General features: G+C 37.0%; 19 protein-coding genes. 12 read left to right on the top strand and 7 right to left on the bottom strand.

What is annotated here, in order from left to right; all coding sequences use genetic code 11:
* Positions 1–124 precede the first annotated feature (124 nt).
* Complete coding sequence (locus AC5YGI_RS02535) at positions 125–349, top strand: hypothetical protein (RefSeq protein ID WP_202838507.1); 225 nt, start codon at positions 125–127, stop codon at positions 347–349.
* Positions 350–455: 106 nt separating this feature from the next.
* On the opposite strand, the gene AC5YGI_RS02530 is transcribed toward AC5YGI_RS02535, so the two are convergent.
* Complete coding sequence (locus tag AC5YGI_RS02530) at positions 456–800, bottom strand: MerR family transcriptional regulator (RefSeq protein WP_062671077.1); 345 nt, start codon at positions 798–800, stop codon at positions 456–458.
* 203 nt (positions 801–1,003) lie between these two features.
* Here AC5YGI_RS02530 and AC5YGI_RS02525 point away from each other — a divergent pair, with 203 nt between their 5' ends.
* A complete protein-coding gene (locus AC5YGI_RS02525; RefSeq protein ID WP_454511596.1) occupies positions 1,004–1,885 on the top strand; it encodes an AraC family transcriptional regulator in 882 nt (293 codons plus the stop codon).
* A 180-nt stretch (positions 1,886–2,065) separates the two neighbouring features.
* Here AC5YGI_RS02525 and ccoG read toward each other — a convergent pair whose 3' ends face one another.
* The gene (gene ccoG / locus AC5YGI_RS02520; protein WP_330745682.1) at positions 2,066–3,508 is read right to left on the bottom strand and encodes a cytochrome c oxidase accessory protein CcoG; all 1,443 of its coding nucleotides are present in this window, start codon (positions 3,506–3,508) and stop codon (positions 2,066–2,068) included.
* Positions 3,509–3,762: 254 nt separating this feature from the next.
* Here ccoG and AC5YGI_RS02515 point away from each other — a divergent pair, with 254 nt between their 5' ends.
* Positions 3,763–4,656 (top strand): SMP-30/gluconolactonase/LRE family protein, encoded by an 894-nt coding sequence (locus AC5YGI_RS02515; RefSeq protein WP_330745683.1) that lies wholly within the window; start codon positions 3,763–3,765, stop codon positions 4,654–4,656.
* 78 nt (positions 4,657–4,734) lie between these two features.
* Here AC5YGI_RS02515 and AC5YGI_RS02510 read toward each other — a convergent pair whose 3' ends face one another.
* Positions 4,735–6,042: a DEAD/DEAH box helicase gene (locus AC5YGI_RS02510; RefSeq protein ID WP_496167419.1), complete on the bottom strand. Its 1,308-nt coding sequence runs from the start codon at positions 6,040–6,042 to the stop codon at positions 4,735–4,737.
* 472 nt (positions 6,043–6,514) lie between these two features.
* Here AC5YGI_RS02510 and rpsA point away from each other — a divergent pair, with 472 nt between their 5' ends.
* The 4 genes from rpsA (at position 6,515) to AC5YGI_RS02490 (ending at position 13,503) form a co-directional block, all read left to right on the top strand.
* On the top strand, positions 6,515–8,305 hold the full coding sequence (gene rpsA, locus AC5YGI_RS02505; RefSeq protein WP_137905342.1) for a 30S ribosomal protein S1: 1,791 nt from the start codon (positions 6,515–6,517) through the stop codon (positions 8,303–8,305).
* 383 nt (positions 8,306–8,688) lie between these two features.
* Positions 8,689–11,316 (top strand): T9SS-dependent M36 family metallopeptidase, encoded by a 2,628-nt coding sequence (locus AC5YGI_RS02500; RefSeq protein ID WP_496167418.1) that lies wholly within the window; start codon positions 8,689–8,691, stop codon positions 11,314–11,316.
* 128 nt (positions 11,317–11,444) lie between these two features.
* Positions 11,445–12,422 carry an EamA family transporter gene (locus AC5YGI_RS02495; protein ID WP_496167417.1) on the top strand — a complete coding sequence of 326 codons (978 nt, stop codon included), beginning with the start codon at positions 11,445–11,447 and terminating at the stop codon, positions 12,420–12,422.
* 88 nt (positions 12,423–12,510) lie between these two features.
* Entirely contained in the window at positions 12,511–13,503 is a 993-nt protein-coding gene (locus tag AC5YGI_RS02490) for an alpha/beta fold hydrolase (RefSeq protein ID WP_496167416.1), read from the top strand.
* Between the two features lie 148 nt (positions 13,504–13,651).
* Here the strand turns inward: AC5YGI_RS02490 and AC5YGI_RS02485 are convergent, their stop codons facing one another.
* Positions 13,652–14,794 carry an MFS transporter gene (locus AC5YGI_RS02485; RefSeq protein ID WP_496167415.1) on the bottom strand — a complete coding sequence of 381 codons (1,143 nt, stop codon included), beginning with the start codon at positions 14,792–14,794 and terminating at the stop codon, positions 13,652–13,654.
* 75 nt (positions 14,795–14,869) lie between these two features.
* On the opposite strand from AC5YGI_RS02485, the gene AC5YGI_RS02480 reads away from it, so the two are divergent.
* Positions 14,870–15,652 (top strand): AraC family transcriptional regulator, encoded by a 783-nt coding sequence (locus AC5YGI_RS02480; RefSeq protein ID WP_330745689.1) that lies wholly within the window; start codon positions 14,870–14,872, stop codon positions 15,650–15,652.
* 150 nt (positions 15,653–15,802) lie between these two features.
* Positions 15,803–16,270: an SRPBCC family protein gene (locus tag AC5YGI_RS02475; RefSeq protein WP_330745690.1), complete on the top strand. Its 468-nt coding sequence runs from the start codon at positions 15,803–15,805 to the stop codon at positions 16,268–16,270.
* A gap of 69 nt (positions 16,271–16,339) precedes the next feature.
* Here AC5YGI_RS02475 and rplS read toward each other — a convergent pair whose 3' ends face one another.
* On the bottom strand, positions 16,340–16,696 hold the full coding sequence (gene rplS, locus AC5YGI_RS02470; RefSeq protein ID WP_002980648.1) for a 50S ribosomal protein L19: 357 nt from the start codon (positions 16,694–16,696) through the stop codon (positions 16,340–16,342).
* 293 nt (positions 16,697–16,989) lie between these two features.
* Here rplS and AC5YGI_RS02465 point away from each other — a divergent pair, with 293 nt between their 5' ends.
* Positions 16,990–19,728 carry a fibronectin type III domain-containing protein gene (locus AC5YGI_RS02465; RefSeq protein WP_330745692.1) on the top strand — a complete coding sequence of 913 codons (2,739 nt, stop codon included), beginning with the start codon at positions 16,990–16,992 and terminating at the stop codon, positions 19,726–19,728.
* Between the two features lie 200 nt (positions 19,729–19,928).
* Here the strand turns inward: AC5YGI_RS02465 and AC5YGI_RS02460 are convergent, their stop codons facing one another.
* Positions 19,929–21,470: a toxin-antitoxin system YwqK family antitoxin gene (locus AC5YGI_RS02460; RefSeq protein ID WP_330745693.1), complete on the bottom strand. Its 1,542-nt coding sequence runs from the start codon at positions 21,468–21,470 to the stop codon at positions 19,929–19,931.
* Positions 21,471–21,857: 387 nt separating this feature from the next.
* Here AC5YGI_RS02460 and AC5YGI_RS02455 point away from each other — a divergent pair, with 387 nt between their 5' ends.
* Positions 21,858–22,559 carry a CoA transferase subunit A gene (locus tag AC5YGI_RS02455; protein ID WP_496167414.1) on the top strand — a complete coding sequence of 234 codons (702 nt, stop codon included), beginning with the start codon at positions 21,858–21,860 and terminating at the stop codon, positions 22,557–22,559.
* A 48-nt stretch (positions 22,560–22,607) separates the two neighbouring features.
* Here the strand turns inward: AC5YGI_RS02455 and AC5YGI_RS02450 are convergent, their stop codons facing one another.
* The gene (locus AC5YGI_RS02450) at positions 22,608–24,410 is read right to left on the bottom strand and encodes an ABC transporter ATP-binding protein (RefSeq protein ID WP_330745694.1); all 1,803 of its coding nucleotides are present in this window, start codon (positions 24,408–24,410) and stop codon (positions 22,608–22,610) included.
* A 124-nt stretch (positions 24,411–24,534) separates the two neighbouring features.
* Between AC5YGI_RS02450 and AC5YGI_RS02445 the strand changes: the two genes are divergently transcribed.
* On the top strand, positions 24,535–25,188 hold the full coding sequence (locus tag AC5YGI_RS02445) for a CoA transferase subunit B (protein ID WP_002980639.1): 654 nt from the start codon (positions 24,535–24,537) through the stop codon (positions 25,186–25,188).
* Positions 25,189–25,279 lie beyond the last annotated feature (91 nt).

Raw genomic sequence — 25,279 nt, 5'->3', positions numbered from 1 at the left:
TTGCTTTTTTGGTGATATGATTTCGTAATTGATACTGAAATTCTTGATTGTTCTTTATATAGCATTTCTTCAAACGGCTTGGTTTTTGTAAATTTTTTATCACACCTAATTAATTGATATAAATATGAATTACACAGAAGCATTAAAATACAAGGAAGAGGCATTGAAAAAAGCCGACAGTACAGTGGCTGACAATTACCATATTGTCATAGTTCCGGCTGATACAGCTGAAAGTGCGAGGTATATTGAAGAATACACCAAAAAGCCTGAAAATTTTAAAGATGACAGCTGTAAGAAATACTGTTCAAACGGAGAATATCTGGTGGTGAGTTTTAAGAAAGAAGAATAAGTCTGGACAAAAAGCAATAATGAATCATTGTCTTTCCCATGTGTTACTATGAATAAAAACCTCCGCTGCAATTCATTGCAGCGGAGGTTTTATATTTTTAAAGCACTTAATCCTCTTCCCGTTCTCCTAAAGATTCTTTCAGCTTGATCAGTTCAGCTTTTACAAATTCCAGCCGGTCGATCAGGGTAATGGTTTCGGAAATTTTACTGTTGGTGGTCAGAGCGATACGGGCTCCATCTAAGGTATATCCTTTTTCTTTTACCAGATGGTAGATCATCTGAAGATTTTTGATGTCTTCAGGAGTGAAATACCGGTTTCCTTTTCTGTTTTTTTTAGGCTTGATAATCGGGAATTCCTGTTCCCAGTAGCGTATTAATGAAGTGTTTACATCGAATGCTTTCGCAACTTCTCCTATAGAATAATACAGCTTATCAGGTAAATTTATTTTCATTTTACAACTCCTAAACTTCAAAGATAAAAATTTTTTAAAGTTTCATCCAAAATATATTGTAAAAAGTGCGGTCAGACTTTGTTTTAAAGGAAAAATAAAGATGTAAAATCATCACAAAACAGCCATTTGGTCATCACAGAGAAGAAGAGCAGCTATTACCGGTTCTTTTTATCTAAATTTGTGTATCCTTAAGATATTTATCAATGAATCCGATCTCCGTTCTTCATATTGATCTTTTCCAGGCGGGTAAAAATACTTCAGATTTTTATTTTAACACCATGAAGAGTCATTTGGTGTTGGGGCATCGTCATATAGAGAAGCCTCACAGACATGATTTTTATGCAGCTGTTCTCTTTACCAAAGGGACAGGAGTGCATGAGATTGATTTTCAAAAATATGAAGTTTCTGAAGGAAGTCTTTTCTTCCTGTCACCGGGACAGATTCACAGCTGGGAGCTATCAGAAGATATAGACGGTTATATTTTCTTTTGTTCCCAGGAATTTTATGAAATGCATTATGTGAATCAGAAACTCAGAAATTTTCCGTTTTTCGGATCCGTATCATTCCCGCGAAAACTACAATTGAATGCTCAGGAATTGAAGAAAAACATGAGTTTATTTAAAGAACTGGGAGAAGAACATCAGACTAAGAATATTATGAAAGAAGGCTTGATTTTATCACTAATGTCTCAGATTTTTATTAATGCTGCAAGATTGTTTTCAAAAGATTTTGATACAATGGATTCTGCTGCCGGACTTTCTTATTTTAAACATTATCAGGATTTCGAAAATCTGATTGAACAAAACTTCACAAAACACAAGTCCATTACGCATTACGCCTCTTTGTTAGGTATTTCATCCAAACATCTGAACAGGATTGCCCAGACTGTTGTTCAAAAAACAGCCACTGATGTGATCACCGAAAGGGTAGTGCTGGAAGCCAAAAGGATGCTCATGTATCTCGACGAGAGTTTGGTGGAAATTGCCTTTAGACTGGGATATGAAGAATATTCCTACTTTGTAAGAGTATTCCGGAAAAGCTCCGGAATGACTCCCACGCAGTTTATGAGGAAATATAAGGCTTAATGAGTTCAAAGTTCAAAGTTTAAGGTTCACAGTTTAAAGTTTAATGGAGAGATTGTTGTAAACCACCCCGTCAAAAATTCTTTGAATTTTTGCCACCCCTCCGGAGGAGGGGAATTAGGGAAGCATCAACTACTTTTTCTGATCCAAACAACCTACCACCGATCACCTATCATCTGCCACCTAAAGAGCCAGCTTAAACGGTCCTTCAAAAGTAGTTTCAAACGAATCTACCAACTGTCCCTTTTCATCAAATACTCCGATGACCATATTCTGTTTTGAGAATTTAATTTCGTTTTCAGGAAAGGAAATGTTGATGTTTCCTTTCAGGATCTGATCCCCTTTTAAAATAATTTTTTCAGAACCAAAGTAAGTGATCTCTGCATTTGTTGGGGTAATCACTTTTATGGTAAGCATTTTTTTCTCGTTAGATTTATTCAGAAGGGTGTAAATAAAGGTGTTTGTGATTTTGCCATTTTTAACAAAGAATGTGGACCCTGCCGGTTTGATGAATTTGGCTTCCATAGAACCACGATCGTACATTAAAAATCCAAGGAATCCGATTAATAAGGCAAGGATAACGGTTGTTGCTTTCATTCTTGGCGTAAAGCGGAATTTATCCTGATTTTCAATTTCAGCTTCCGTTGCATAACGTACCAATCCTTTAGGTAAGCCAACTTTCTCCATAACTTCATCGCAGGCATCAATACAGGCCGTACAGTTTACACATTCCAGCTGCTGTCCGTTTCTGATATCGATTCCCGTAGGACATACCACAACGCATTGGTTACAGTCGATACAATCTCCTTTCCCTGCTGCTTTTCTGTCTTCATTATTTCTCCATTTTGCACGGCCTTCCCCTCTTTTAAAATCATAATATACATTGATCGTTTGCTTGTCGATCAATACACCCTGCAGCCTTCCGTAAGGACAAACCAGCGTACAAACCTGCTCACGAAGCCATGCGAAAACAAAATAGAATGTCATGGTAAAGAAGATCATAACGATAAACTTCAGTGAGTTGGCTTCAGGTCCTTCACTCATAATACGGAAAACTTCTTCGTAGCCCACAATATACATGAACATAAAGTGAGAAATAATCAATGAAATTAAAAGGAAAACAGACCATTTCGTCAGTCTTTTTCTTATTTTCTCTGCATCCCATTCCTGTCTGTCCAGCTTCATCTGTTTATTACGGTCTCCTTCGATCCAGTATTCTATTTTACGGAAGACCATTTCCATAAAAAGCGTCTGCGGGCATAGCCACCCACAGAATATTCTTCCGAAAACGACAGTAAATAACATCACAAAAATGACGGAGGTTACCGCTCCTAAAGCAAGAATAAAAAAGTCCTGCAGATAAAACGGCTGTCCGAGGATAAAGAATTTCCTGTCGATGACATTGATCAGCAGAAAAGGATTGTTATTGATCTTTACAAACGGCAGTCCGAAAAATAAAGCAAGAAGAAAATAGCTGGTGTAATTCCTGTAGTTGGTATACTTTCCTTTGGGCTTTCTGGGAAAAATCCACTTCCTTTTACCGGTTTCATCCATGGTTCCCACTGAATTTCTGAAATCTTCATTTTCAATTTCCAAAGACTTAATATTGTTGGACTCTGCGCTCATTGTTATATGCTATAAAAGTATTTTAGTACAATTTTCATCCTGACCAATCTTATTTTCAAATTGACTGTTCCATGAAAAAGTGATTGATTCTGTTACTGCAAAGCTCCGGATTATATCTTTTCATTACTAATATGATCTACTTCAAAAATAGGACAATTAGGACATTTTGTGTCTGTTGTTTTTATTGTGTCAAAATGGGAAAATATTTTGAAACCTCTGGGTCATATCGTAAATTGCAGCCTTAAAAATGAAGCATGAAGAATATACTTAAAATAGGTATGATTGGTTTGGTTTTCGCATTGGTAAACTGTCAATCAGTAAATTATAGTAAAATGTTTTATGAGGGAGTGCAGCCGGAAAAGGTTTCCGACAAGTTCAGTTTCACAGAAGGACCATCAGCAGATAAAGAAGGGAATGTTTATTTCACCGATCAGCCTAATGATAAAATTTATTATTGGGACTGGAAAACCAATCAGGTGATAGAGTTTTTGAATAAAACAGGAAGGGCAAACGGAACACACTTTGACAAAGATGGGTATTTGATTACCTGTTCAGACGATCAGGGTGAGATATGGAAGATATCCAAAGACAAAAAAGTAGAAGTTCTGCTAAAAGGTTTCGAAGGAAAAAGGCTGAACGGCCCCAATGATGTATGGAATGATGAATTTGGGGGAATGTACTTTACAGACCCTTTGTATGAAAGAGATTACTGGGTTGGTTTTAAACAGGAAATTCAACATAAAAGTCTTTATTACAGAGATAAATCAGGAAAAGTTACCAAATTAGAGACTTTCACCCAACCCAATGGTATTGTTGGGAGTGAAAAACTAAAGAAATTGTACTTATCTGATATTGATGCCGGAAAAACCTACGTTTATGATATATTGGGAGAAGGAAAATTATCTGAGAAAAAACTGTTCTGTGAGATGGGGTCAGATGGTATGACGATGGATAAACACGGAAACCTCTACCTGACAGGAAAAGGAGTACATGTTTTCAACAGTTCCGGGAAGAAGATCTATCACATCCCGATTCCTGAAGACTGGACTTCCAATGTCACTTTTGGCGGTAAAAACAATGATATTCTTTTCATTACTGCCTCCAGGTCAGTGTATACTTTCCCTCTGAGAGTGAAAGGAATTAAATAATATTATGTCATTGCGGGGAGGGCAGATTGCTTCGTCGCTGTGCTCCCCGCAATGACAATAAAGTATAGAGTGAAAGGTCTAATAAGCAATCTCCATTTTTACTTTCTTACCTTTCAGTTTTTCGTTCTGAAGCTTTCTTAAAAGGGCGTTTACTTTATTTCTGGACACGGCAACATATGATGTCGTATCTTTTACTTCGATAATTCCTACATCTTCTTTTTGAAGTTCTCCTTTCTTTAGCAGATATCCTACAATATCCACTTTGTTTACTTTATCCTTTTTTCCTGCACTGATGTAAACCGTCTGGAAAGGTGTTTTTTGCGGAACTTTAGTGAATCCGGCAACGCTTTCTTCAGGAGTATTGTTTTTAATGAACGGGAAGTTTTCCTCTTCAGTCATGATCAGGTAGACAAAACCTTTGGAATTCATTCTTGCGGTACGTCCGTTTCTGTGAATAAAAGCATCTTCTTTTGGAGGAAGTTGATAATGAACAATAGATTCTACTTCAGGAATATCAAGTCCGCGGGCAGCCAGGTCAGTTGTAATAAGAATTCTTGCAGAATCATTTCTGAATTTCAGTAAGGCACGTTCTCTTTCATCCTGTTCCATACCGCCATGGAAGGTTTCTCTGTCTATTCCCATCTGATGAAGAAGTTCAGAGATACGGTCTACAGCATCACGGTGGTTGCAGAAGATCAGGGTTCTTTTGTTTCCGATTTTACAAACCAGATTGAAAAGTGTATCCAGTTTTTCCTCCGGAATAGTCATCACTTTTCTCAGCTGGAGATCCGGTTTTACATCGTTTTCTTTTAGGAAACTGATTACTTTTTCATCTTTTAAGCCTGTAAAAGCCGGAATTTCATCCATAGCTGTGGCAGATGTTAAAATTCTTTGAGAAAGTCCTTTTAAAGAATTGGAAATAAATTCCATATCATCATGGAAACCCAATTCCAGAGCTTTGTCGAATTCATCAAGAACCAGAGTCTTAATTGTTTTCGGATCAAAATTGTTATTTCTTAAATGATAAACAACTCTTCCCGGAGTTCCGATCAATACAGCCGGAGCTTCAATCAAATTGTTAACTTCAATTTTTTTATCATGTCCTCCATAGCATACAGAAACTTTAAAATCTGTTCCCATGGATTTAAAAACCTGCTCAATCTGTAAAGCAAGCTCCCTTGCCGGAACCAGTATCAATGCCTGAACACCCTGAACATTTTTTTTCAGATTTCTGAGAACAGGAAATAAAAAGGCCAGCGTTTTCCCGGATCCTGTAGGAGAGAGTAAGACAATGTCTGTATTGTTTTCAGACGCTTTATAAGTAGATTTCTGCATCTGATTCATATCCTGAATCTGCAGTTTTTGATAGATCGGCTGTAATTCCATGCTGCAAAGGTAGTGAATTTTGGAGTTTGAGGATTTAGAGTGGAAGAGTTTGAGGGTTTGAGAGTTTGAGAAGGATAGGAAAGTGTGGGCCTTCTTTAATTCTGTGTCACTGTCATTCTGAATGAAGCGCAGCGAAATGAAGAATCTCATGAACTGCTTTCGTAAACTTTCAGTTTATGCTCAGCATTACCACTATAATACTATGCTGTTGCATTATATTGTTCAAATCATACATTGTCATGCTGAGTCCAGTCGAAGCATACTTTAATCAAGGTATTGATTTTTAAATATATAAATTAAATATCAGAGTAGTAGAATCTATTGCTTATCTCAAATAAAAATAGTATCTTTGCACCCACTTTTGTGGCGAAAAGGTTTGAAGAGTAAATTACTTAAAATTAATTACTTCCGTATTTTTTAATCTGCATTTATTCAAACCGTTAAAAAAGAAGGAATACAAATTTATTAGAAAATGTCAAAAGAGACAAATTCAGCAGAGGTTTTATTAAACCAAAACGTAGCACCAGAACAATTTGATTGGGATTCATTCGAATCAGGTCTTGATGCAGATGCGAGAAAAGAAAAAAGCGATTTAGAAGAAATCTACAACGGATCATTAAACAACTTAGACGATAACGACGTTCTAATTGGTAAAGTTGTAAGATTAACTGATAAAGAAGCTATCGTAGACATCAACTTCAAATCTGAAGGTGTTATCTCTCTAAACGAATTCCGTTACAACCAAGGCCTGAAAGTAGGTGACGAGGTAGAAGTAATGGTTGACAAGAGAGAAGACAAAACTGGACAATTACAGTTATCTCACAGAAAAGCGAGAACGCTTAAAGCTTGGGATAAAGTAAACGAACTTCACGAAACTGGAGAAATCGTTAACGGTTTTGTTAAATCAAGAACTAAAGGTGGTATGATCGTTGACGTTCACGGAATCGAAGCATTCTTACCTGGTTCTCAAATTGACGTTAAGCCAATTAAAGATTACGATCAGTTCGTAGGAAAAACTATGGAGTTCAAAGTTGTGAAAATCAACCCTGAGTTCAAAAACGTAGTGGTATCTCACAAAGCATTGATCGAAGCAGATATCGAAGGTCAGAAAAAAGAAATCATCGCTCAGCTTGAAAAAGGACAGGTTCTTGAAGGTACTGTTAAGAACATTACTTCTTACGGTGTATTCATTGACTTAGGTGGTGTAGATGGATTGATCCACATTACAGACCTTTCTTGGTCTAGAGTGAACCACCCATCTGAAATCCTTGAGGACGGACAAACTGTAAAAGTTGTAATCCTTGATTTCGATGATGAGAAAACAAGAATCCAATTAGGTATGAAGCAATTAGAAGCTCATCCTTGGGATGCTCTTTCTGCTGACTTGAAAGTAGGTGACAAAGTAAAAGGAAAAGTAGTAGTTCTTGCTGACTATGGTGCATTCGTAGAAATCGCTCCAGGTGTTGAAGGATTAATCCACGTTTCTGAAATGTCTTGGTCTACTCACTTAAGATCTGCTGGAGATTTCGTAAAAGTAGGTGATGAAGTAGAAGCTGAAGTATTAACTTTAGATAGAGAAGAAAGAAAAATTTCTCTTGGTATCAAGCAATTGTCTAAAGATCCATGGGAAAACATCGAAGCTAAGTATCCGGTAGGATCTCAGCATGTAGGAACTGTAAGAAACTTCACTAACTTTGGTGTATTCGTAGAGTTAGAAGAAGGTATCGACGGATTAATCTACATCTCTGATCTTTCTTGGACTAAGAAAATCAAGCACCCATCTGAGTTCTGTGCAGTAGGTGATAAATTAGACGTTGTAGTTCTTGAATTAGATATTCAGGCTAGAAGATTATCTCTAGGTCACAAGCAATTGACTGAAAACCCATGGGATAAATTCGAAACTAAATATGCTGAAGGAACTATCCACGCTGGTAAAGCTGTAGAAGTTCACGATAAAGGAGCTTCTGTTCAATTCGAGGATGCTGAGGTTGAAGCTTTCTGCCCTTCAAGATTATTAGAGAAAGAAGATGGATCTAAAATCAAAAAAGGTGAAGAAGCTCAGTTCAAAGTAATCGAATTCAACAAAGAATTCAAGAGAGTAGTAGTATCTCACACAGGTATCTTCAGAGACGAAGAGAAGAAAAACGTAAAAGAAGCTTCTTCTAGAAACGTAACTTCTTCTTCTAACAACGAAGAAAGATCTACTCTTGGAGACATCGATGCATTAGCAGAGTTGAAAAGAAAAATGGAAGAAGGTAAATAATCTTTGAACCATTATAATACATAAGAGCCGCTCATTTGAGCGGCTTTTTTTATGGCTGTACGGCAAAGAACATAAAAGTGTAATAAGACATTAAAAAAACAAAAACTATCGGGTAAACAGTAAAAACAGATTTCTGTGGGTCAGAAATTTATATTTATTAAAATGACTTATAAAAAGAAAATGTTTGTATGGAAAAAAATTAAACATGTGGTAAACATAATGTGGTACGCGTAAATATAATGCAGGATTCTCATGATTGAGAAATATGTAAATTGATTTCAAAGTGGTCTTTCTTTATTTGTATTGATTTATATTTAATTTTTAATATAAAAAACATTAAAGTTATGTGAATTATTTGTAGATTAGCGCCTTTAATAATGGATATGAAAAACAAAGCTTTACCTATTTTATTTGCGGTATTTTCTGCATTTCCGGCAATATTATTCGGACAGGATAATGAAAAATTGATTAAAGATTATATTTCTCAAAATAAAATCAGGGAATATAAAAAGTCTGATCTTAATAATATCATTGTTGATAATGTAGATCCGTCAAAATCATTGAATGGTAATGTTGTTAAATTTTTACAGACTTATAATGGTTTGCCAATATACAGCTCTGTAGGAACAGCATTGATTCAGGACAATAAAATTGTTTACTACACTGATAATTTTGTAAAAGATTATACTGCATCTACATCAGGTACTGCTGCTATCAGTAAAAGCACAGCGCTTCAGAAGATTGCTGAAGATCTGAAAAATCCTGAGATAGCAAACTTCACTATTCTTGAGTATCTTGAAAAAACTCAGAAGAAAGCAACTTCGGCCAATCAAAGATTGGTATACGCAAATGATGAGAGCGGAAACCTCCGTTTGGCATATGAATATACCTTAATGGAACCAAAGTCACCCAATTACTGGAATATTGTAGTAGATGCCAACAATGGAAATATCCTGTTGAAAAATAACCTTACATTATCTTGTAATTTTCATCATGATGCTTATTCATCCGATGTGGAATATACCCATGCCGATCATTTTGAAAATACCTTGGTGGGGCCTCAGAACAACATAGCACAGAATAATATTCCATTACTTCTGCCGGATAATGCATCATACAATGTGTTTCCATTACCTATTGAAGCACCAACTTTTGGTTCAAGATCCATTATTACCAATCCCTGGATCCTGAGTGCTTCTCCTGAAGGATGGCATTCTGACGGAACCAATCATTACACTATTACAAGAGGAAATAACGTTTTTGCCTATGAAGATTCAGCTGGAACAGCTTTAACTGCACCTGATTATCTTACAGGAACTCCGGCAGACGGAGGGGCAACAAGAAATTTTGATTTCCCTTTTAACATCAATGAAACGCCGTTAAATAACAGAAATGCTGCCATTACAAATTTATTTTATCTGAATAACAGAATTCATGACGTTTTCTATAAATTTGGATTTACAGAATCTGCCAGAAATTTCCAGCAGAACAATTTTGGTAACGGACCTGTTGGAGGAGATGATGATTCTGTATATGCAGAGGCACAGGATGGAAGCGGATTAAATAATGCGAATTTCTCTTCAGGGCAGGATGGTTATAATGGAAGAATGCAAATGTATCTTTGGTCCCCGGTTGGAAGAGTATTCTTCTATAATGCACCAAGTGCTGCTGTTTCCCGAACACCGGGAGCAGGAACTGCACAGTTCGGTAATCCATTACCAATGAACGGACTGACAGGAGATGTAGCACTTTCATCAGTGTTAGACGGATGTACGGCTTTACCTGCAAGCTCATTGACTAATAAAATAGGACTTGTTGAGAGAGGAACATGTGCTTTTGCAGTAAAAGTGAAAAATCTTCAGGATGCCGGAGCTAAAGCGGCCATTATATATAACAACGCAGTAAATGGTTCTACTTTAGGAAATATGGCAGGGAATGACCCTACAATTACAATCCCTTCAGTATTGATTACCAATGCAGAAGGGGAATATATCAAAACTCACCTTGCAGCAAGTACAACAGTAAATGTTACTCTAAAAGGAAACCAGACTCCTGACGGAAGTTTTGATAACGGAATCGTAACCCATGAATACGGTCATGGAATATCCAACAGAATGACCGGTACCGGATACAACTGTCTGAATTCAGGTGTGAGTAAGGAACAGATGGGAGAAGGATGGTCTGATTTCTTTGCTTTAATGCTGACAAACAAAGCAGGAGACGATGCTACAGTAGCGAGAGGTACTGGTACTTACGCAATAGGTCAGCCTATAACAGGCGGTGGTATCAGACCTGCAAAATATTCTACCAACATGACGGTTAACGGATTTACATACGGAAATACCAACGGAATGGAATACAATAACGGATCAGCAATTGTTCCGGATGTACACTCTATTGGTTTTGTCTGGGCAACGATGTTATGGGATCTTCACTGGAAATATGTTGAAAAATATGGTTATGCTTCAGATGTGCTGTCAACAACCCCTAACGGAAGCACAAAAGTACTACAGTTAGTAACAGATGCTCTTAAACTTCAGGGCTGTAATCCTAGCTTCATTGATGGAAGAAATGCAATATTGGCAGCTGAGATGGCAACTACTCAGGGACAGGATAAATGTATGATCTGGGGAGTTTTTGCAAGAAGAGGTTTAGGAGTGAATGCATCAGCAGGAGCTAAAAATAATATTAATGATCAGGTTCAGGACTTTAACGTTCCGGAAGCATGTTTATTGGCTACCAATGATGTAAAGGCAGATAAGAACAACAACATTTCTATCTATCCAAATCCAGCCAAGGACGAGTTCTATATTAAATTCCCAAGCAATACGCTTGGAAAAGTAAGCGTAGAATTGTATGATATGTCTGGTAAGCTGGTTTCTTCAGAAGATAAAATCTCACCGGATGCCAAGAAAGCAATTTCTACAAGCAACCTTGTCAACGGAACTTATATGGTTAAAATCAAAGGACTAGGTTTTGAAGCTGCTTCTAAAGTAATGGTTAAGAAATAATTTACTTTTATAATCAATCTCAAAAATCGCCACAAGCTTTGCTTGTGGCGATTTTATTTATCTATCACCATGACACCGCTGAATGATTTAATTTATATGTTGTACCTTTGCAGGCTGTTAAAAAAATTATGAAGAAGAAAAATATACTAAAAGGTGTTTTATTTGTAGGGATTGGAGCTAGTATATACGGTATGTTGGCCACTTTTGTAAAAATGGCTTATCATGATGGCTTTACAACCTCAGAAGTAACTACTTCCCAATTCGTATTAGGTTTGACAGGACTTTTGATCCTGAACTTTATTCAGACCCTAACCTCAAAACAGAAATTATCGATGCCAAGTTCTAAAGAAGTAAGAATGCTCTTGCTTGCAGGAACTTCTTTGGGCGGAACAAGTTTATTCTACTATATTGCCGTGCAATATATCAATGTTTCCATTGCTATTGTATTATTGATGCAGTCGGTGTGGTTCAGTGTGGTGGTAGAAAGTATTCTAACTAAAAAACTTCCCAACACAAGAAAAGTGGTTTCTGTGGTTATCGTTTTGCTGGGAACGGTTCTGGCAACCAATCTTATTAATATGGAAATAGAGCTGGACTGGCACGGAGTATTCTGGGGGCTGATGGCAGCTGCTTCATATACTTTAACAATGTTCACCTCTAATACGCTGGCTACTCATCTTCCGGTTTTCAGAAAGAGTATTATTATGCTGGCGGGTGGTTCTGTTGTCGTTTTTGCATTCTTATTCTTTGCCCAGATAGGGCCTATGTATTTTGATAGTCTCAAATCATTATACCTGAATTTTACTGATAATACGGAACATATCCATTCATTTAATTATTCAATATTTCTCACGTATGGATTTGTACTGGCGCTCTTTGGAACTATTATTCCGCCTATCTTATTCAATGTTGGGTTTCCCAATGCAGGATTGGGCCTTGGAAGTATCGTTTCATCGCTGGAACTTCCGGTTTCCGTAACCATGGCTTTTGTTTTGCTGGGAGAGAAAGTATTTTTCATTCAGTGGGTAGGAATTGCCTTGATTCTTTTTGCAATTGTTTTAATGAATTTACCTTCAAAACAGGAAAAAGAGGTTTCAATGGCATAATGGTTTGAAAAATATTAACTAAAAATAACAGTTAAAACCGTTCCTTTTGGGGCGGTTTTTTTAATTTTAATCTTTAAATAAATGTCTTATGAAACATTTCAGAAATATAATGACCGCTTTTGCTTTAACGGTCTCCGGTTTTATGTTTTCACAGGTAAAACCTCTGGATGCAATGCTGTCTGATTATCAATATCCTTACGAAGTACATTTTCTTAATTTCAAGTCTCAGGGTGAAGATTTGAAAATGGCTTATATGGATGTAAAGCCGCAAAAACCCAACGGAAAAACGGTCATGCTTCTCCACGGCAAAAACTTTAATGGAGCGTACTGGGAGAAAACAGCAAAAGATCTTTCTGCTAAAGGATTCCGGGTAGTGATTCCTGATCAGATAGGATTTGGAAAGTCTTCAAAGCCTCATGCTTACCAATTTTCTTTTTCACAGCTTGCAGAAAATACAAAAGCGGTTCTGAATGAACTGAAAATTGACAAAACCATCGTACTTGGACATTCAATGGGAGGAATGGTGGCCACCAGATTTACATTACTATATCCTGAGAAAGTACAGAAACTGATTCTCGAAAACCCGATCGGACTGGAAGATTATAAAACTTTTGCCGCCTACCAGACCATTGATCAGGCTTATCAGTCTGAACTTAAAAATACAGCCGAAACCTATAAAAATTATCAGCTGAAATTCTATTACGACAATAAATGGAAAGAAGAATATCAACCCTGGCTTGACTTAATTGCTGGCTGGACTCTTCATAAAGATTATCCTCAGGTTGCATGGGATGCAGCGCTTACTTCGGATATGATTTACAATCAGCCGGTATGTTATGAATTTAAAAATATAAAAGTTCCGACATTGCTTATTATTGGAACAAGAGACAGAACCGCGATAGGAAAGGACAGAGCTCCTAAAGAACTTCAACCTAAAATGGGGCAATATCAGGAATTGGGAAAGAAAACCCAACGTGAGATTGCAGGCTCAAAGCTTGTCGAGATTGAAAATGTAGGGCATCTTCCGCATATCGAAGTATATCCTAAATTTTTTCAAGCACTGTATGATTTTATACAATAAATTAATTTTAAAATATAAAATATTTGAAACATTAAGTTTTTTTACAAGTGAGTAAAAATAATAAGCTTTACAAACATTTTGCTTAATTTTTCATCTTTGATGAAACTTACCTAATCTTATCACCTTCATTAAACTTAATGTTTCAAAATCAATTCTTTTTGTTCCCAAACAGCAATAAAGTACCAACTCCAATTCCAGAAAACAGGACACACGCAATTCCCAGATTTTGTATCAGTCCAATACTCACCAATCCTAAACCTATCAGAACATAATAAATTAATCCTAATAAAGCCCCGGCGCTTCCTGTTTCATTTTTATAATAAATCAATGCAGTACTTAAAATATTGGGAATTGCAATGCTGAATGCCATCACAATAAAGAAGTAGGGAATTACAAAATAAATTCCTGTACCTGTCAGAATCCAGACAAAAACAGAAGCAGCCAATGCTGAGAATGTACTTGCTTTAACTAAATATTCAGACCGTATATTCTTCAATAACAAAAATCTGTTAAGCTTTGCTCCCACGAAGGTACCGCCAGCCAGTATGATACTGCTGTATCCGAAAACATAAGAGGAATAATGATTTTCTTTAAAGATAAACGGAGCCAGTGAATAGTATGAAAATAACAAGACATTAAAGCTCATAATCAGTAAACAGCACTTGATGATGCTCTGATCATGCAGCATCCGTTTCAACAAGTTGATCAACGTCTTCAAGTTGATGGATTTCTTTACGTGATGAGTTTCGGCGATTTTCTGTCTGGAAAGGAGTAAAAAAAGTATACTCAGGATACACAGTGTAATAAATACGCTCTGATGTCCGCCGGAGGAAGCCAGTATTGAACCTGTAACCATTCCGATTACCGGACTGATGGACAAGCCGATTCCGATCCAGGAAAATACTTTGCTGAGATTATCTTTGTCAAAAGTATCCCTTAAAATGGTTTGTGTTACGATGGAACCCACCGAAATTCCGAATGCAGAAATAATCCTGGCTCCCAGAAGAACCATAAAATCAGGAGCGAAAACAGCAGCCAACGTTCCTGCTCCATAGGTAATGAGACCATATTCCAATGATTTTTTCCTCCCGATCCTGTCGCATTGCACTCCCCAAAATACCACGCCCAGTGCAAATGCGATAAAATATAAACTGATTGTTAAGGTAACTGCTTCTTCATGTACTCCAAACTGTTCCTGTACCATTGGCAAAACAGGACTATAGATGGTTTCCACAAACTGCGGAAGCATCACAAGCAGAGTCAGCAGCCAGATAGGATTTGTCTTTCTCATTTTTTTCTGCAAAGTTTCCAAAAAATCAATGTATATTTATAATGATATAAAAACAAAAAATATCAAAAATAGGACATGGCTGTACTGGAACAAAACGACGTCTTTGATGCTGATTCAATCCCGGAAAAAGTAGTTGGAATAACTTCTGATATGGTAATGCATGACTCCGGCTTTCATTTTCATACAACGAAATCTCAGCTGTTGTATGCGCCATCAGGCTGTATGACTGTAACGACTTCCGACAGGCAGCTGGTTCTCCCTCCATTCAGAATGCTTTGGATTCCTGCCCATGAAGTTCATCGTGTGAATTTCAGAAATATTGTAGCCTACAGATCCATTTATTTTGATGAAAAATATTCCCAAAGATATATGAATCCTGATCTGAAAGTTCTTCATGTCAACGCCTTGTTAAAAGAAATTATTGAAAGAATTTGTTCCTGGGAATGGTCAGGGTTGAGGCAGGATCAAACTAATCTTTTAAAAGTATTCTGGGATGAAATGCAAAGGGCTCCGGAAGAAAAACTGGAACTTAAAATGCCGAAGGATACGCGTTTTACGAAAATAGCTGAAGAATGGACACTGCGGAAATCTATGCCTCCAATGCTGAAAGATTTTGCAGAAAAAACAGGAGCGGTGGAGAAAACGATCAGCCGTATTTTTAAAAAAGAAACGGGATTGTCGTATCAGGATTGGAGACAGCAGTGGCGGTTGCAGCGATCAATTGAACTTTTGGTGGAAGGAAATTCAATAGGAGAGGTGTCCTATATCCTGGACTTTTCATCAGACAGTGCTTTTATTGAATTTTTCAAAAAGCAGACAGGCTCAACACCTTTGCAATATCTTATGAAGAATGAATAGTCCTTTTGTACAGCTGATAAAAAGTACGATTGTTAACCTTGTCAAGGTTGCGAACCTTGACAAGGTTAATGTCATATAATATTTCTTGTCCTATGAAAAGCCTGGTTTATAGTAGATTTCATAAAATTGTACTACCAATACAATAATTTTATGAAAACAATAAATACAAATAGTGTTGAAAACTACGTACATCTACTTGAGGTCAACACCACAGCAGATAAAGTATATCAGGCTTTAACAGATGAAATTCCCCTTTGGTGGACCGAATTGTTTGAAGGTTCCTCTTCAGAGGTCGGAAATCTTTTTACCATAAGATTTGGAGATAGCATCCATAAAACAATGCGTGTGAAAGAATTAACTGCCAATACAAAAATTGTCTGGCTGGTTGAAGACTCATTGATTGCCCTTCCTGAATTAAAGAACCGGACAGAATGGATAGGAACAACAATTGTCTGGGAAATAGAGAAAAATAAAGAAGACACTCAGATAAAACTAACCCATATCGGCCTGAACCCGGATATTGAATGCTATGAGATCTGCTCCAATGGCTGGCTGCAATTTCTCGGCAGCCTGAAAAAGTTTCTGGAAACCGGAGAAGGAGCTCCCTATAAAAAGTAAAAATATTTACACAAAAAAAGAGACTGTTTATAAGTAAACAGCCTCTTTTTGTATGTATTGTTGTCTGAATTATTTCTTCTTGTAAGCAGCGTCTTTGATTCTTGCTTTCTTACCTCTAAGGTCTCTGAAGTAGTAAATTCTAGCTCTTCTAACTCTACCTCTTCTATCAACTTCAATTTTTTGAAGTGCAGGCATGTTAATAGGGAATACTCTTTCTACACCTACATCACCACTCATTTTTCTGATAGTGAAAGTTTTTGTAGAACCAGTACCTCTTAATTGGATAACTGTTCCTTTGAAGAACTGAGTTCTAGTCTTTTGTCCTTCTTTAATTTCGTAATACACAGTAATTGTATCACCTGCTTTGAATTCAGGGAATTCTTTTTTCGCAATGTACTTGTCTTGTACGTACTTTAATAAATCCATTATTAATAAAATAAAATGTTAAAGCTAAGCAACTTACACGTTCTTCGTCAGAGGTTGAATAACAGGTTGCAAATGTACAAAATAGTTTTTGAATATGCCAAATATTTAATGTACTAAAAACTATAATTTTTTCATTCCGGTTTTGCTAAAAAATTAACGGTTTCTTTAAAATCCCATCAGACAGAGTTTATATGGGAATTCTACTTTTGCCCGAAGTAAAAATCCGGATAACGGTTTTTTAAATTCCTGATTCACAACTTAAAACTATATGTTATTTTAAAACTAAAGCTATTATGAAACATTATTTCTTCTTTTTTTGTTTCGCGGTCCAGATGGCTTTCGGACAGGTTTTGTTCCCTTATTTACAAAACCCGACTCCGAATTCTATGATCGTCAATTGGAAAACAGCTTCCAATAATGAAACAACAGTAATCTACGGAGATTCTCCAACAAATTTAAATGTGACGGTAACAGGAACTACCAATATCTTCTCGGATACCGGATACAACAACAACTATTATTATCACACGGCAAAGATTACGAACCTTCAGCCGAATACCAAATATTACTATAAGATCAAAACCGGAACAAGCGAGTCGGCCGTTTATAATTTCAGAACACTTCCTTTACCGGGACAGGCGGTAACTGCCAATGGAAAGATCCGTTTCCTTATTATGGGAGACAACCAGATTAAAGCAGAGCCAAGATATGATACGCTTACATTGAATGCGTATAAAAAACTCAAGGAAAAATTTGGCGCCAATTCAGATCCGTCAGATAATATTGCGCTTACTTTTATGGTGGGCGACCAGGTAGACGTAGGTACATTGGATCACTATGAAAATGTCCACTTTAAAAAGAATATCAAATTATCACCTTATCTGCCAATTCAGACAACGGTTGGAAACCATGAAACCTACGGAACGATGGGAATGAATTCTTACTATGCCCATTTTTATATTGATGAAATCAGTTATAAAGGGATAAGCTCAGGAAATGAAAATTATTATGCCCAGCAGGCAGGAAATGTATTATTTGTGAGCTTAAGTTCCGAACATACCGGATCAGCACAACAGACATGGCTTCAGCAGATTTTAACCGCAGCCAACAATGATTCTACGGTAGACTGGATTATTTCTTTAAGCCACAGACCGTATCAGGCGGAGCAATACGTAGGAGATATTTCTACCTGGGTAAGAGAAAATGCCGTACCGCTTCTGGTAACTTCTGATAAATATTTAATGCACGTTGGAGCTCACCATCATTTATACCACAGAGGTCAGCTTAAAAACACACCGAATTACCAGATTATTTCCGGAGGAACAGCCTGGGATCAGTATTGGGGAATGTCTAATGAGCAGGATTTTGACGATGTTCAGAAAACATTGACAGACTGGACCTATCAGATTGTGGAAGTAGATGTCCCAACCGGAAAAGTAGATATCGAATGCTATTCAATCGGTGGAATTTACAACAAGAAAAACAATGTATTGGTAGATTCTTTCCACAGATATAAAAATCAGCCCAAGCCGGCAAAACCATCCATTACAAATACTTTCTCAGGGCCAATTACTTTACCATTAACATTGAATGGAAGTGCATTTTCATCTTCCAACGGAGAACTTTTAAATACAACACAGTTCCAGATCAGTAAAACCTCAAACTTTTCTGTAATTGAAAAAGAATTTTACCGTGATTTTGAAAACTGGTTCGGAAAAGACGGAAACGGAACTCCTGATAAAACCAAAAACCTGAATGATGGAGTAGACATCACCAAAGCAACATTGGCAGCGAATTCTATCCCCAACGGAATCTATTATGTAAAAACACGTTACAGAGACAGAAACCTTGAGTGGAGTGAGTGGAGTGATGTAAAACAGTTCGAAATTACAGGAAGTGTGGTTTCAAATCCTACATTTACTTTAAACAAAACTGAATACGCTCAGAATGAAGCTATCACAGCTACATTTACCGGAGGTCCCGGAAATCAGCAGGATTGGGTAGGAATCTATAAAAAAGGACAAACTCCGGCTTCTACAACTTCACAAGGGTATATTTATACGAATGGTCAGATTGCAGGAACAGTAACCTTCAATAATGGTCTGGCTGCTAAAGGACAATATTTTGCAGGATTTTTTGCCAACAACGGGTATACGGAAATCACCCCGAGAAAAAATTTCTATGTAGGACCGAAAGTGCAGCTGCAGACTACTGCTGATACGTATCCTGTAGGAGGAACCGTTACTATTAATTTTACAAACGGACCCAACTTACAGAAAGACTGGATCGGAATTTATAAAATGGGCCAGACGCCGGGGACCACAGCTTCTATCAAATGGAGCTATGTAACAACTGCATCAGGAACATTAAATTTCACAGGACTTCCAAAAGGGTATTATTATGCTCAGTATTTATTGGAAGACGGATATAACGGAATCGGGGAGAAGGTGTTCTTCAAAGTAGGAGATATCGTTACAGATCTTTGGATCAACAAACCTGTTTATACTTTAGGAGAAAATATTACGGCTTCATGGACAGATTCTCCGGGAATCATCAAAGACTGGCTGGGAATCTATCCTCAAAGTGTTCAGACACCGGATGATAATTTTGTTTCTTATACCTATTTTGACGGAATAACTCAGGGAACAAAAACTATTCAGGGAACAGCAGTACCTGCAACACCGGGAAATTACTACATGGTGATGTTTACCAATGATTCCTACACGGAAGTTTCAAACAGAGTACAGTTCCAGGTAACTTCACCCACTTTGGGAACTGAAGAAACCAGAAGTACAGAGAAAAATGTAGTATTGTATCCGAACCCAACCAAACCGGGACAGCCTACTTTTATTAAAAGTGATTACCCGATTGAAAAAATCGAGCTGGTTTCAGCTTCGGGAGAGTTACTGTATGTATCGAAAAATATCAATAACCAACGTTTCTCTTTGGTGAATGAAAATCTTCCGGCAGGCGTTTACTATGTAAAAGTACATGGAAGAAAACTGTTTACTTTAAAGCTGATCATTCAGTAAGGTAAATTACAACATAATTATAACGGAGAGGCAGTCAGCAATGATAGCCTCTTTTTTATGGATGTAAAAAAGTTTAATTTTCCAAAATCATCTGTGAAAGTCTGTGCCATCTGTGGGAAAAGACTTAACAATAAAAATCTGTGATTAAATAAAAAGCGATTCCAAAAAATGAAACCGCCTTTGATATATAGTTGTGGTAATTAGTCAAATAAATGATGCAGATCATCCTCGTTAATCATCGTAGGGGTTTCAGCAGAAGCATTTTCCTCCTGAGTATCGGCCAGCGTTTTAGTTTCCTGAATGAGCTTTCCATCCATATTATAAAGTTTTAACAAGATCCATTTCCCGCTGCGTTCAAGTTCTTTAGCTCCATCCCATGTTTTGAGTCTGATTTTTCCGCTTTGAATAACACCTGCTTTTACAGAAGACTTATTGGCAGGCTTCCCCTTTACATACTGTGTGATTTGTGCTGTAAAGGAATAATCATCCCCATCTTCACTGATCGGTTGTGTAAATGTATATAAAATAGTGCCTTTAGGGTCATAAACAGTTGCATCATAGCCTGTTTGTCTGGCATTCAGCTTTTTTTCAAAACTTAACTTCGTATTGTTACCTTCAAAAAAGCTTTTGATGTTTACAATAATACCTTCCTTATAAACTGTTTCATTAAAGCCTTCATAGGTAGTACCATTATAAGGAATACCATCTTTGTAGGTCAATGTAGATTTCAGCTTTCCATCCGGGGAATAATATTTAATTTCCTGGATAAGATCATCTTTTAAAAATTGCTCGGAGGATAACTTTCCGTCTTCATCAAAATATTTACTGGTTACCTTTGAGCCTTTTTCATAAGTATCAATAGAGGAAATCTGTGAATATTCATAAGCCAGATGATAATCATCCCCGTCCATTGGATTATAAACATCATTTTCCTTATCATATTGGTACACCAGATGGGCTATTTTTTTACCCGACTCATCATAAGTGGTTTTATAGCCATCTTTTTTATTCATTTTCTGTTCCTGTAAGATCTTTCCGCTTTTGCTATAAACAAAACCTTCTTTTACACTGCCGTCCTTTCTGTATTTTTCTATCTTAGAGATCCTCATGGGACTGGAATAGTAATCTACCATCATATTTTCACCCGAACCGGAGGTAGTGTTGCTGCCCAGATATTTTCCCTTTTCACCGTAATATTTTGTTTCAGTGTTGTTGTCCTTATCAATGATGGTTTCATTTCTGATCCCTTTAATGTCATCATCATAAACGGTTGTTTTTACTGGCGTAGAGTTTTCGTAATCCACCACAATATTAAAGTCCATTCCATCCTCAGCATCCTTATAACTGAACATCTTTCCTGAAAAACTTCCGTCAGCTTTATATACCACATCTTCTGTCAGCCTGCCATTCATATCATAAGTCTGGGCCGGACCAATCTGCTGTCCGTTGGAATAGGTGGCAAAATTCTGAACCTTTCCTTCTTCAGTATACCAGGTTACTTTTCCCTCAAAAACCTCACTGCTAGGAGTGGTGTCCGAAGCCAGTCCTTCCATCTGGAGCTTTCCGTCTTTATAGAAATCTTTGATAAGGGTAAGTTTTCCTTTAGGAGTCGTTTCACGATAATACTCCATGTTGTTTGCAGTGGTTTTTTCCCAGTTTTCATCGAAATAAGTTTTCTCCTGTGCGTATACTTTCATGCTCAGTACCAATGCAAGTAATGCTGAGGTAAATAATTTTTTCATGTTTTTATGTAAGCTTTGATATTTTTATATGATTAGTGAGATGGCAGATATCGAAAGAGACCTTCATAGAGGTCAAAAGAAGTAATGAAGACAGTAGTGATCTGCCATAAAATAATTTCTACATTAAAATTGTGTTTAAAAATAATACCCGAAAACAGCCAATGTGCCATGTTTCCTGATTTCAAGCCCCAAATATAAATCAAATTGATGAGATTCACTATGAAAAATGAACAGATCTGTTCGTTTTTATTGCTAAATGTTTGATTATTATTGATTTAAAATGGAAAAGAATAAGATGTAAAGAGTGTGAAATTGCAGGATTATTTCCATTCATCGGATATACAAGAAAATTTATTAAATTTAGCCAACAGAAAAATCTAATATTTCATGATAGATAAAAGAGTAAAAAATGCAAAGGAGGCCATCGAAGGAATTAATGATGGAATGACACTAATGCTAGGTGGATTCGGACTTTGCGGAATTCCTGAAAACTCAATCAATGCTTTGGTAGAAGGCGATGTGAAAGATCTTACTTGCATTTCAAACAATGCCGGAGTAGATGATTTCGGATTAGGATTACTGCTGCACAAAAGACAGATTAAGAAAATGATCTCTTCCTATGTAGGAGAAAACGCTGAGTTTGAAAGACAGATGCTTTCAGGTGAATTGGATGTAGAACTAACTCCTCAGGGAACTTTAGCTGAAAAATGCAGAGCTGCCCAGGCAGGAATTCCAGCTTTTTACACACCGGCAGGTTACGGAACTGAAGTTGCAGAAGGTAAAGAGGTAAAAGAATTCAAAGGAAAACCTCATATTCTGGAGCATGCATACGATGCAGACTTTTCTATCGTAAAAGCATGGAAAGGTGATCATGCAGGAAACCTTATCTTTAAAGGATCTGCAAGAAATTTCAATCATCCGATGGCGGGTGCGGCAAAGATTACCATTGCTGAAGTGGAAGAACTGGTAGAACCGGGACAATTAGATCCGAACGAAATTCATATTCCGGGAATCATGGTTCAGAGAATTTTCCAGGGAGAAAAATTTGAAAAAAGAATTGAGCAGAGAACCGTAAGAACTAAAGAATAAGTTCAAACAATATAATAAAAAGCGCTGAACATGCATTCAGCGCTTTTTTTATGCTTGAGGAGTAAGCGTTTTTCTTTCTCCGATCTGTTGTCTCCACATCGCGTAGTAGAGTCCTTTTTCGTCAATGAGATTGGCGTGAGATCCTGTTTCTACAATCTGTCCGCGTTCAAGAACATAAATTTTATCAGCATGCATAATGGTACTTAAACGGTGGGCAATCAGGACGGTGATCTGTTCCCTTTCTTTCGAAATGTCTTTGATCGTCGTAGTGATTTCTTCTTCGGTGATACTGTCCAGAGCAGAAGTGGCTTCATCAAAAATCAAAAGATGAGGTTTTCTTAAAAGAGCCCTTGCAATGGCAATTCTTTGTTTTTCACCACCACTCAGTTTCAGACCTCCTTCACCGATAACGGTTTCAATTCCTTTCTCAGCCCTTTCCAATAATGCGGTACAGCTTGATTTCTGCAATGCAACGGCCAGATCTTCTTCAGTTGCGGAAGGATTAACGAAAAGAAGGTTTTCTTTAATAGTTCCTGCAAATAACTGGGTATCCTGTGTTACAAAACCAATCTGATTTCTCAGCTCATCAAAATCAAATTCTTTTCCATTGATTCCATTGTAAAAAATATTCCCTTCCTGAGGTCTGTACAATCCAACCAATAGTTTCACCAAGGTACTTTTTCCGGAACCGCTCGGTCCTACAAAAGCAATGGTCTCACCGTTTTTAAGATCAAAAGAAATATTATTTAAAGCTTTATACTGCGCAGACTGATGCTTGAATGAAACATGTTTGAATTCCAGCTCCTCAATAGCCCCGATTTGTTTCGGGTGAAGCGGCTTTTCTTCCACTTCTTTTTTCATCAAACGGTCAAAATTCTGAAGAGAAGCTTCTGCTTCACGATAAGAAATAATAATGTTTCCAATTTCCTGCATTGGCCCGAAAATAAAGAAACCATAAAACATCAGAGATAAATACTGACCTGGTGTAACAATATTTTTAAAAATTAAATACAATAAAGTCAGAGTAATCATCTGTTGAAGAAAATTGACCATGGTTCCCTGAATAAAACTCAAAGAACGGATGCTTTTTACCTTTCTCAGTTCAAGGCCAAGAATCTTATAGGTATTGTTATTTAAACGGATTACTTCCTGATTGGTTAATCCTAAACTTTTAACAATTTCAATGTTTCTGAGACTTTCAGTGGTACTTCCGGCTAAAGCGGTGGTTTCAGTCACAATATTTTTCTGGATCACTTTGATTCTCTTGCTCAATAAATTGGTGACAATGGCAATAAAGAAAATCCCGCAGATATAAACCGGCATAATAGACCAGTGTAAACGGATCGCATACACGGAAACGAAAATAATACTCACCAGAATTCCGAAGAAGATATTAATGAAATTCGTGATAAATTTTACCGTATCTTCTCTTACTTTTGTTAAAATAGACAGCGTTTCACCGCTTCTCTGATCTTCGAATTCCTGATAAGGTAATGCCATCGAATGCTTTAAGCCATCTGTAAATATTTTCGCTCCAAACTTTTGAGTGATCACGCTTACCACATAATCCTGAAAAGCTTTGGCAATTCTGCTCACCATTGCAGTTCCGATAAGAAGCCCCAAAAAGTAAAAAGCCCCATGATATACAGAACTTCCGTATAAATATTCATTCAGGCTTCTGGGCAATAGCTTTTCTTTATCAAAAAAGTTGGGATGAGTAACCAGCTGATCAAGGATATTTCCTGTGATCGCCGGAGCAAATAAAGAAAAAACCTGATTGACAGTAGCCAAAAATAAAGAGATGATTATCAGCCACTGATAAGGTTTTAGATATCTAAAAAGTATTTTCATTCTATTAAAAAATAATAGAACAAAATTACAGATATTATTTTAACTAACAGTGTTAATTATTGAATACAACAAAGCTCTTTTGTATTCAAGTGAAAATAATTAAATTGCAGTCTAAGTTTTTATTATGCTTACAAAAGAACAAATTGCCAAAAGAATTTCAAAAGAACTGAAAGATCGTTATTATGTAAACCTGGGAATTGGAATTCCTACTTTGGTTGCCAATTATGTACCGGAAGGTATTTCCGTAGAATTCCAGAGCGAAAACGGAGTATTGGGTATGGGGCCTTTTCCTTTCGAAGGAGAAGAAGATGCGGATATCATCAATGCCGGAAAACAGACTATTACTATTCTGGAAGGAGGTTCATTTTTTGATTCAGCCTTCAGTTTCGGGATGATTCGTGGTCAGAAAGTAGACCTTACCATTCTTGGAGCAATGGAAGTTTCAGAAAACGGAGATATTGCCAACTGGAAAATTCCCGGAAAAATGGTGAAAGGAATGGGGGGAGCAATGGATCTTGTTGCTTCTGCTGAAAATATTATCGTAGCCATGATGCACGTAAACAAGGCAGGAGAAAGCAAAATCCTAAAAAAATGTACACTACCTTTAACGGGGGTAAACTGTGTGAAAAAAGTAGTTACTGAGTTAGCCGTTCTGGATGTAACTCCGGCAGGATTCAAGCTGGTAGAAAGAGCACCAGGCGTTTCAGTAGAAGATATTATTAAAGCAACAGAAGCAGATCTTATCATTGAAGGAGAAATTCCTGAAATGCAGTTCTAATTCTGAATAACAATATAAAGTTTCGGCCTCACAAAGTGAGGCCGAAACTTTATATAAACGACATCGGAACTCGGAGCTTTAAAAAAATAAA

This window comes from Chryseobacterium sp. CS3K3.1, from assembly GCF_059515165.1.
Note: the sequence above shows the minus strand (reverse complement) of the source record. Positions and strands in the feature narration are given on the sequence as shown.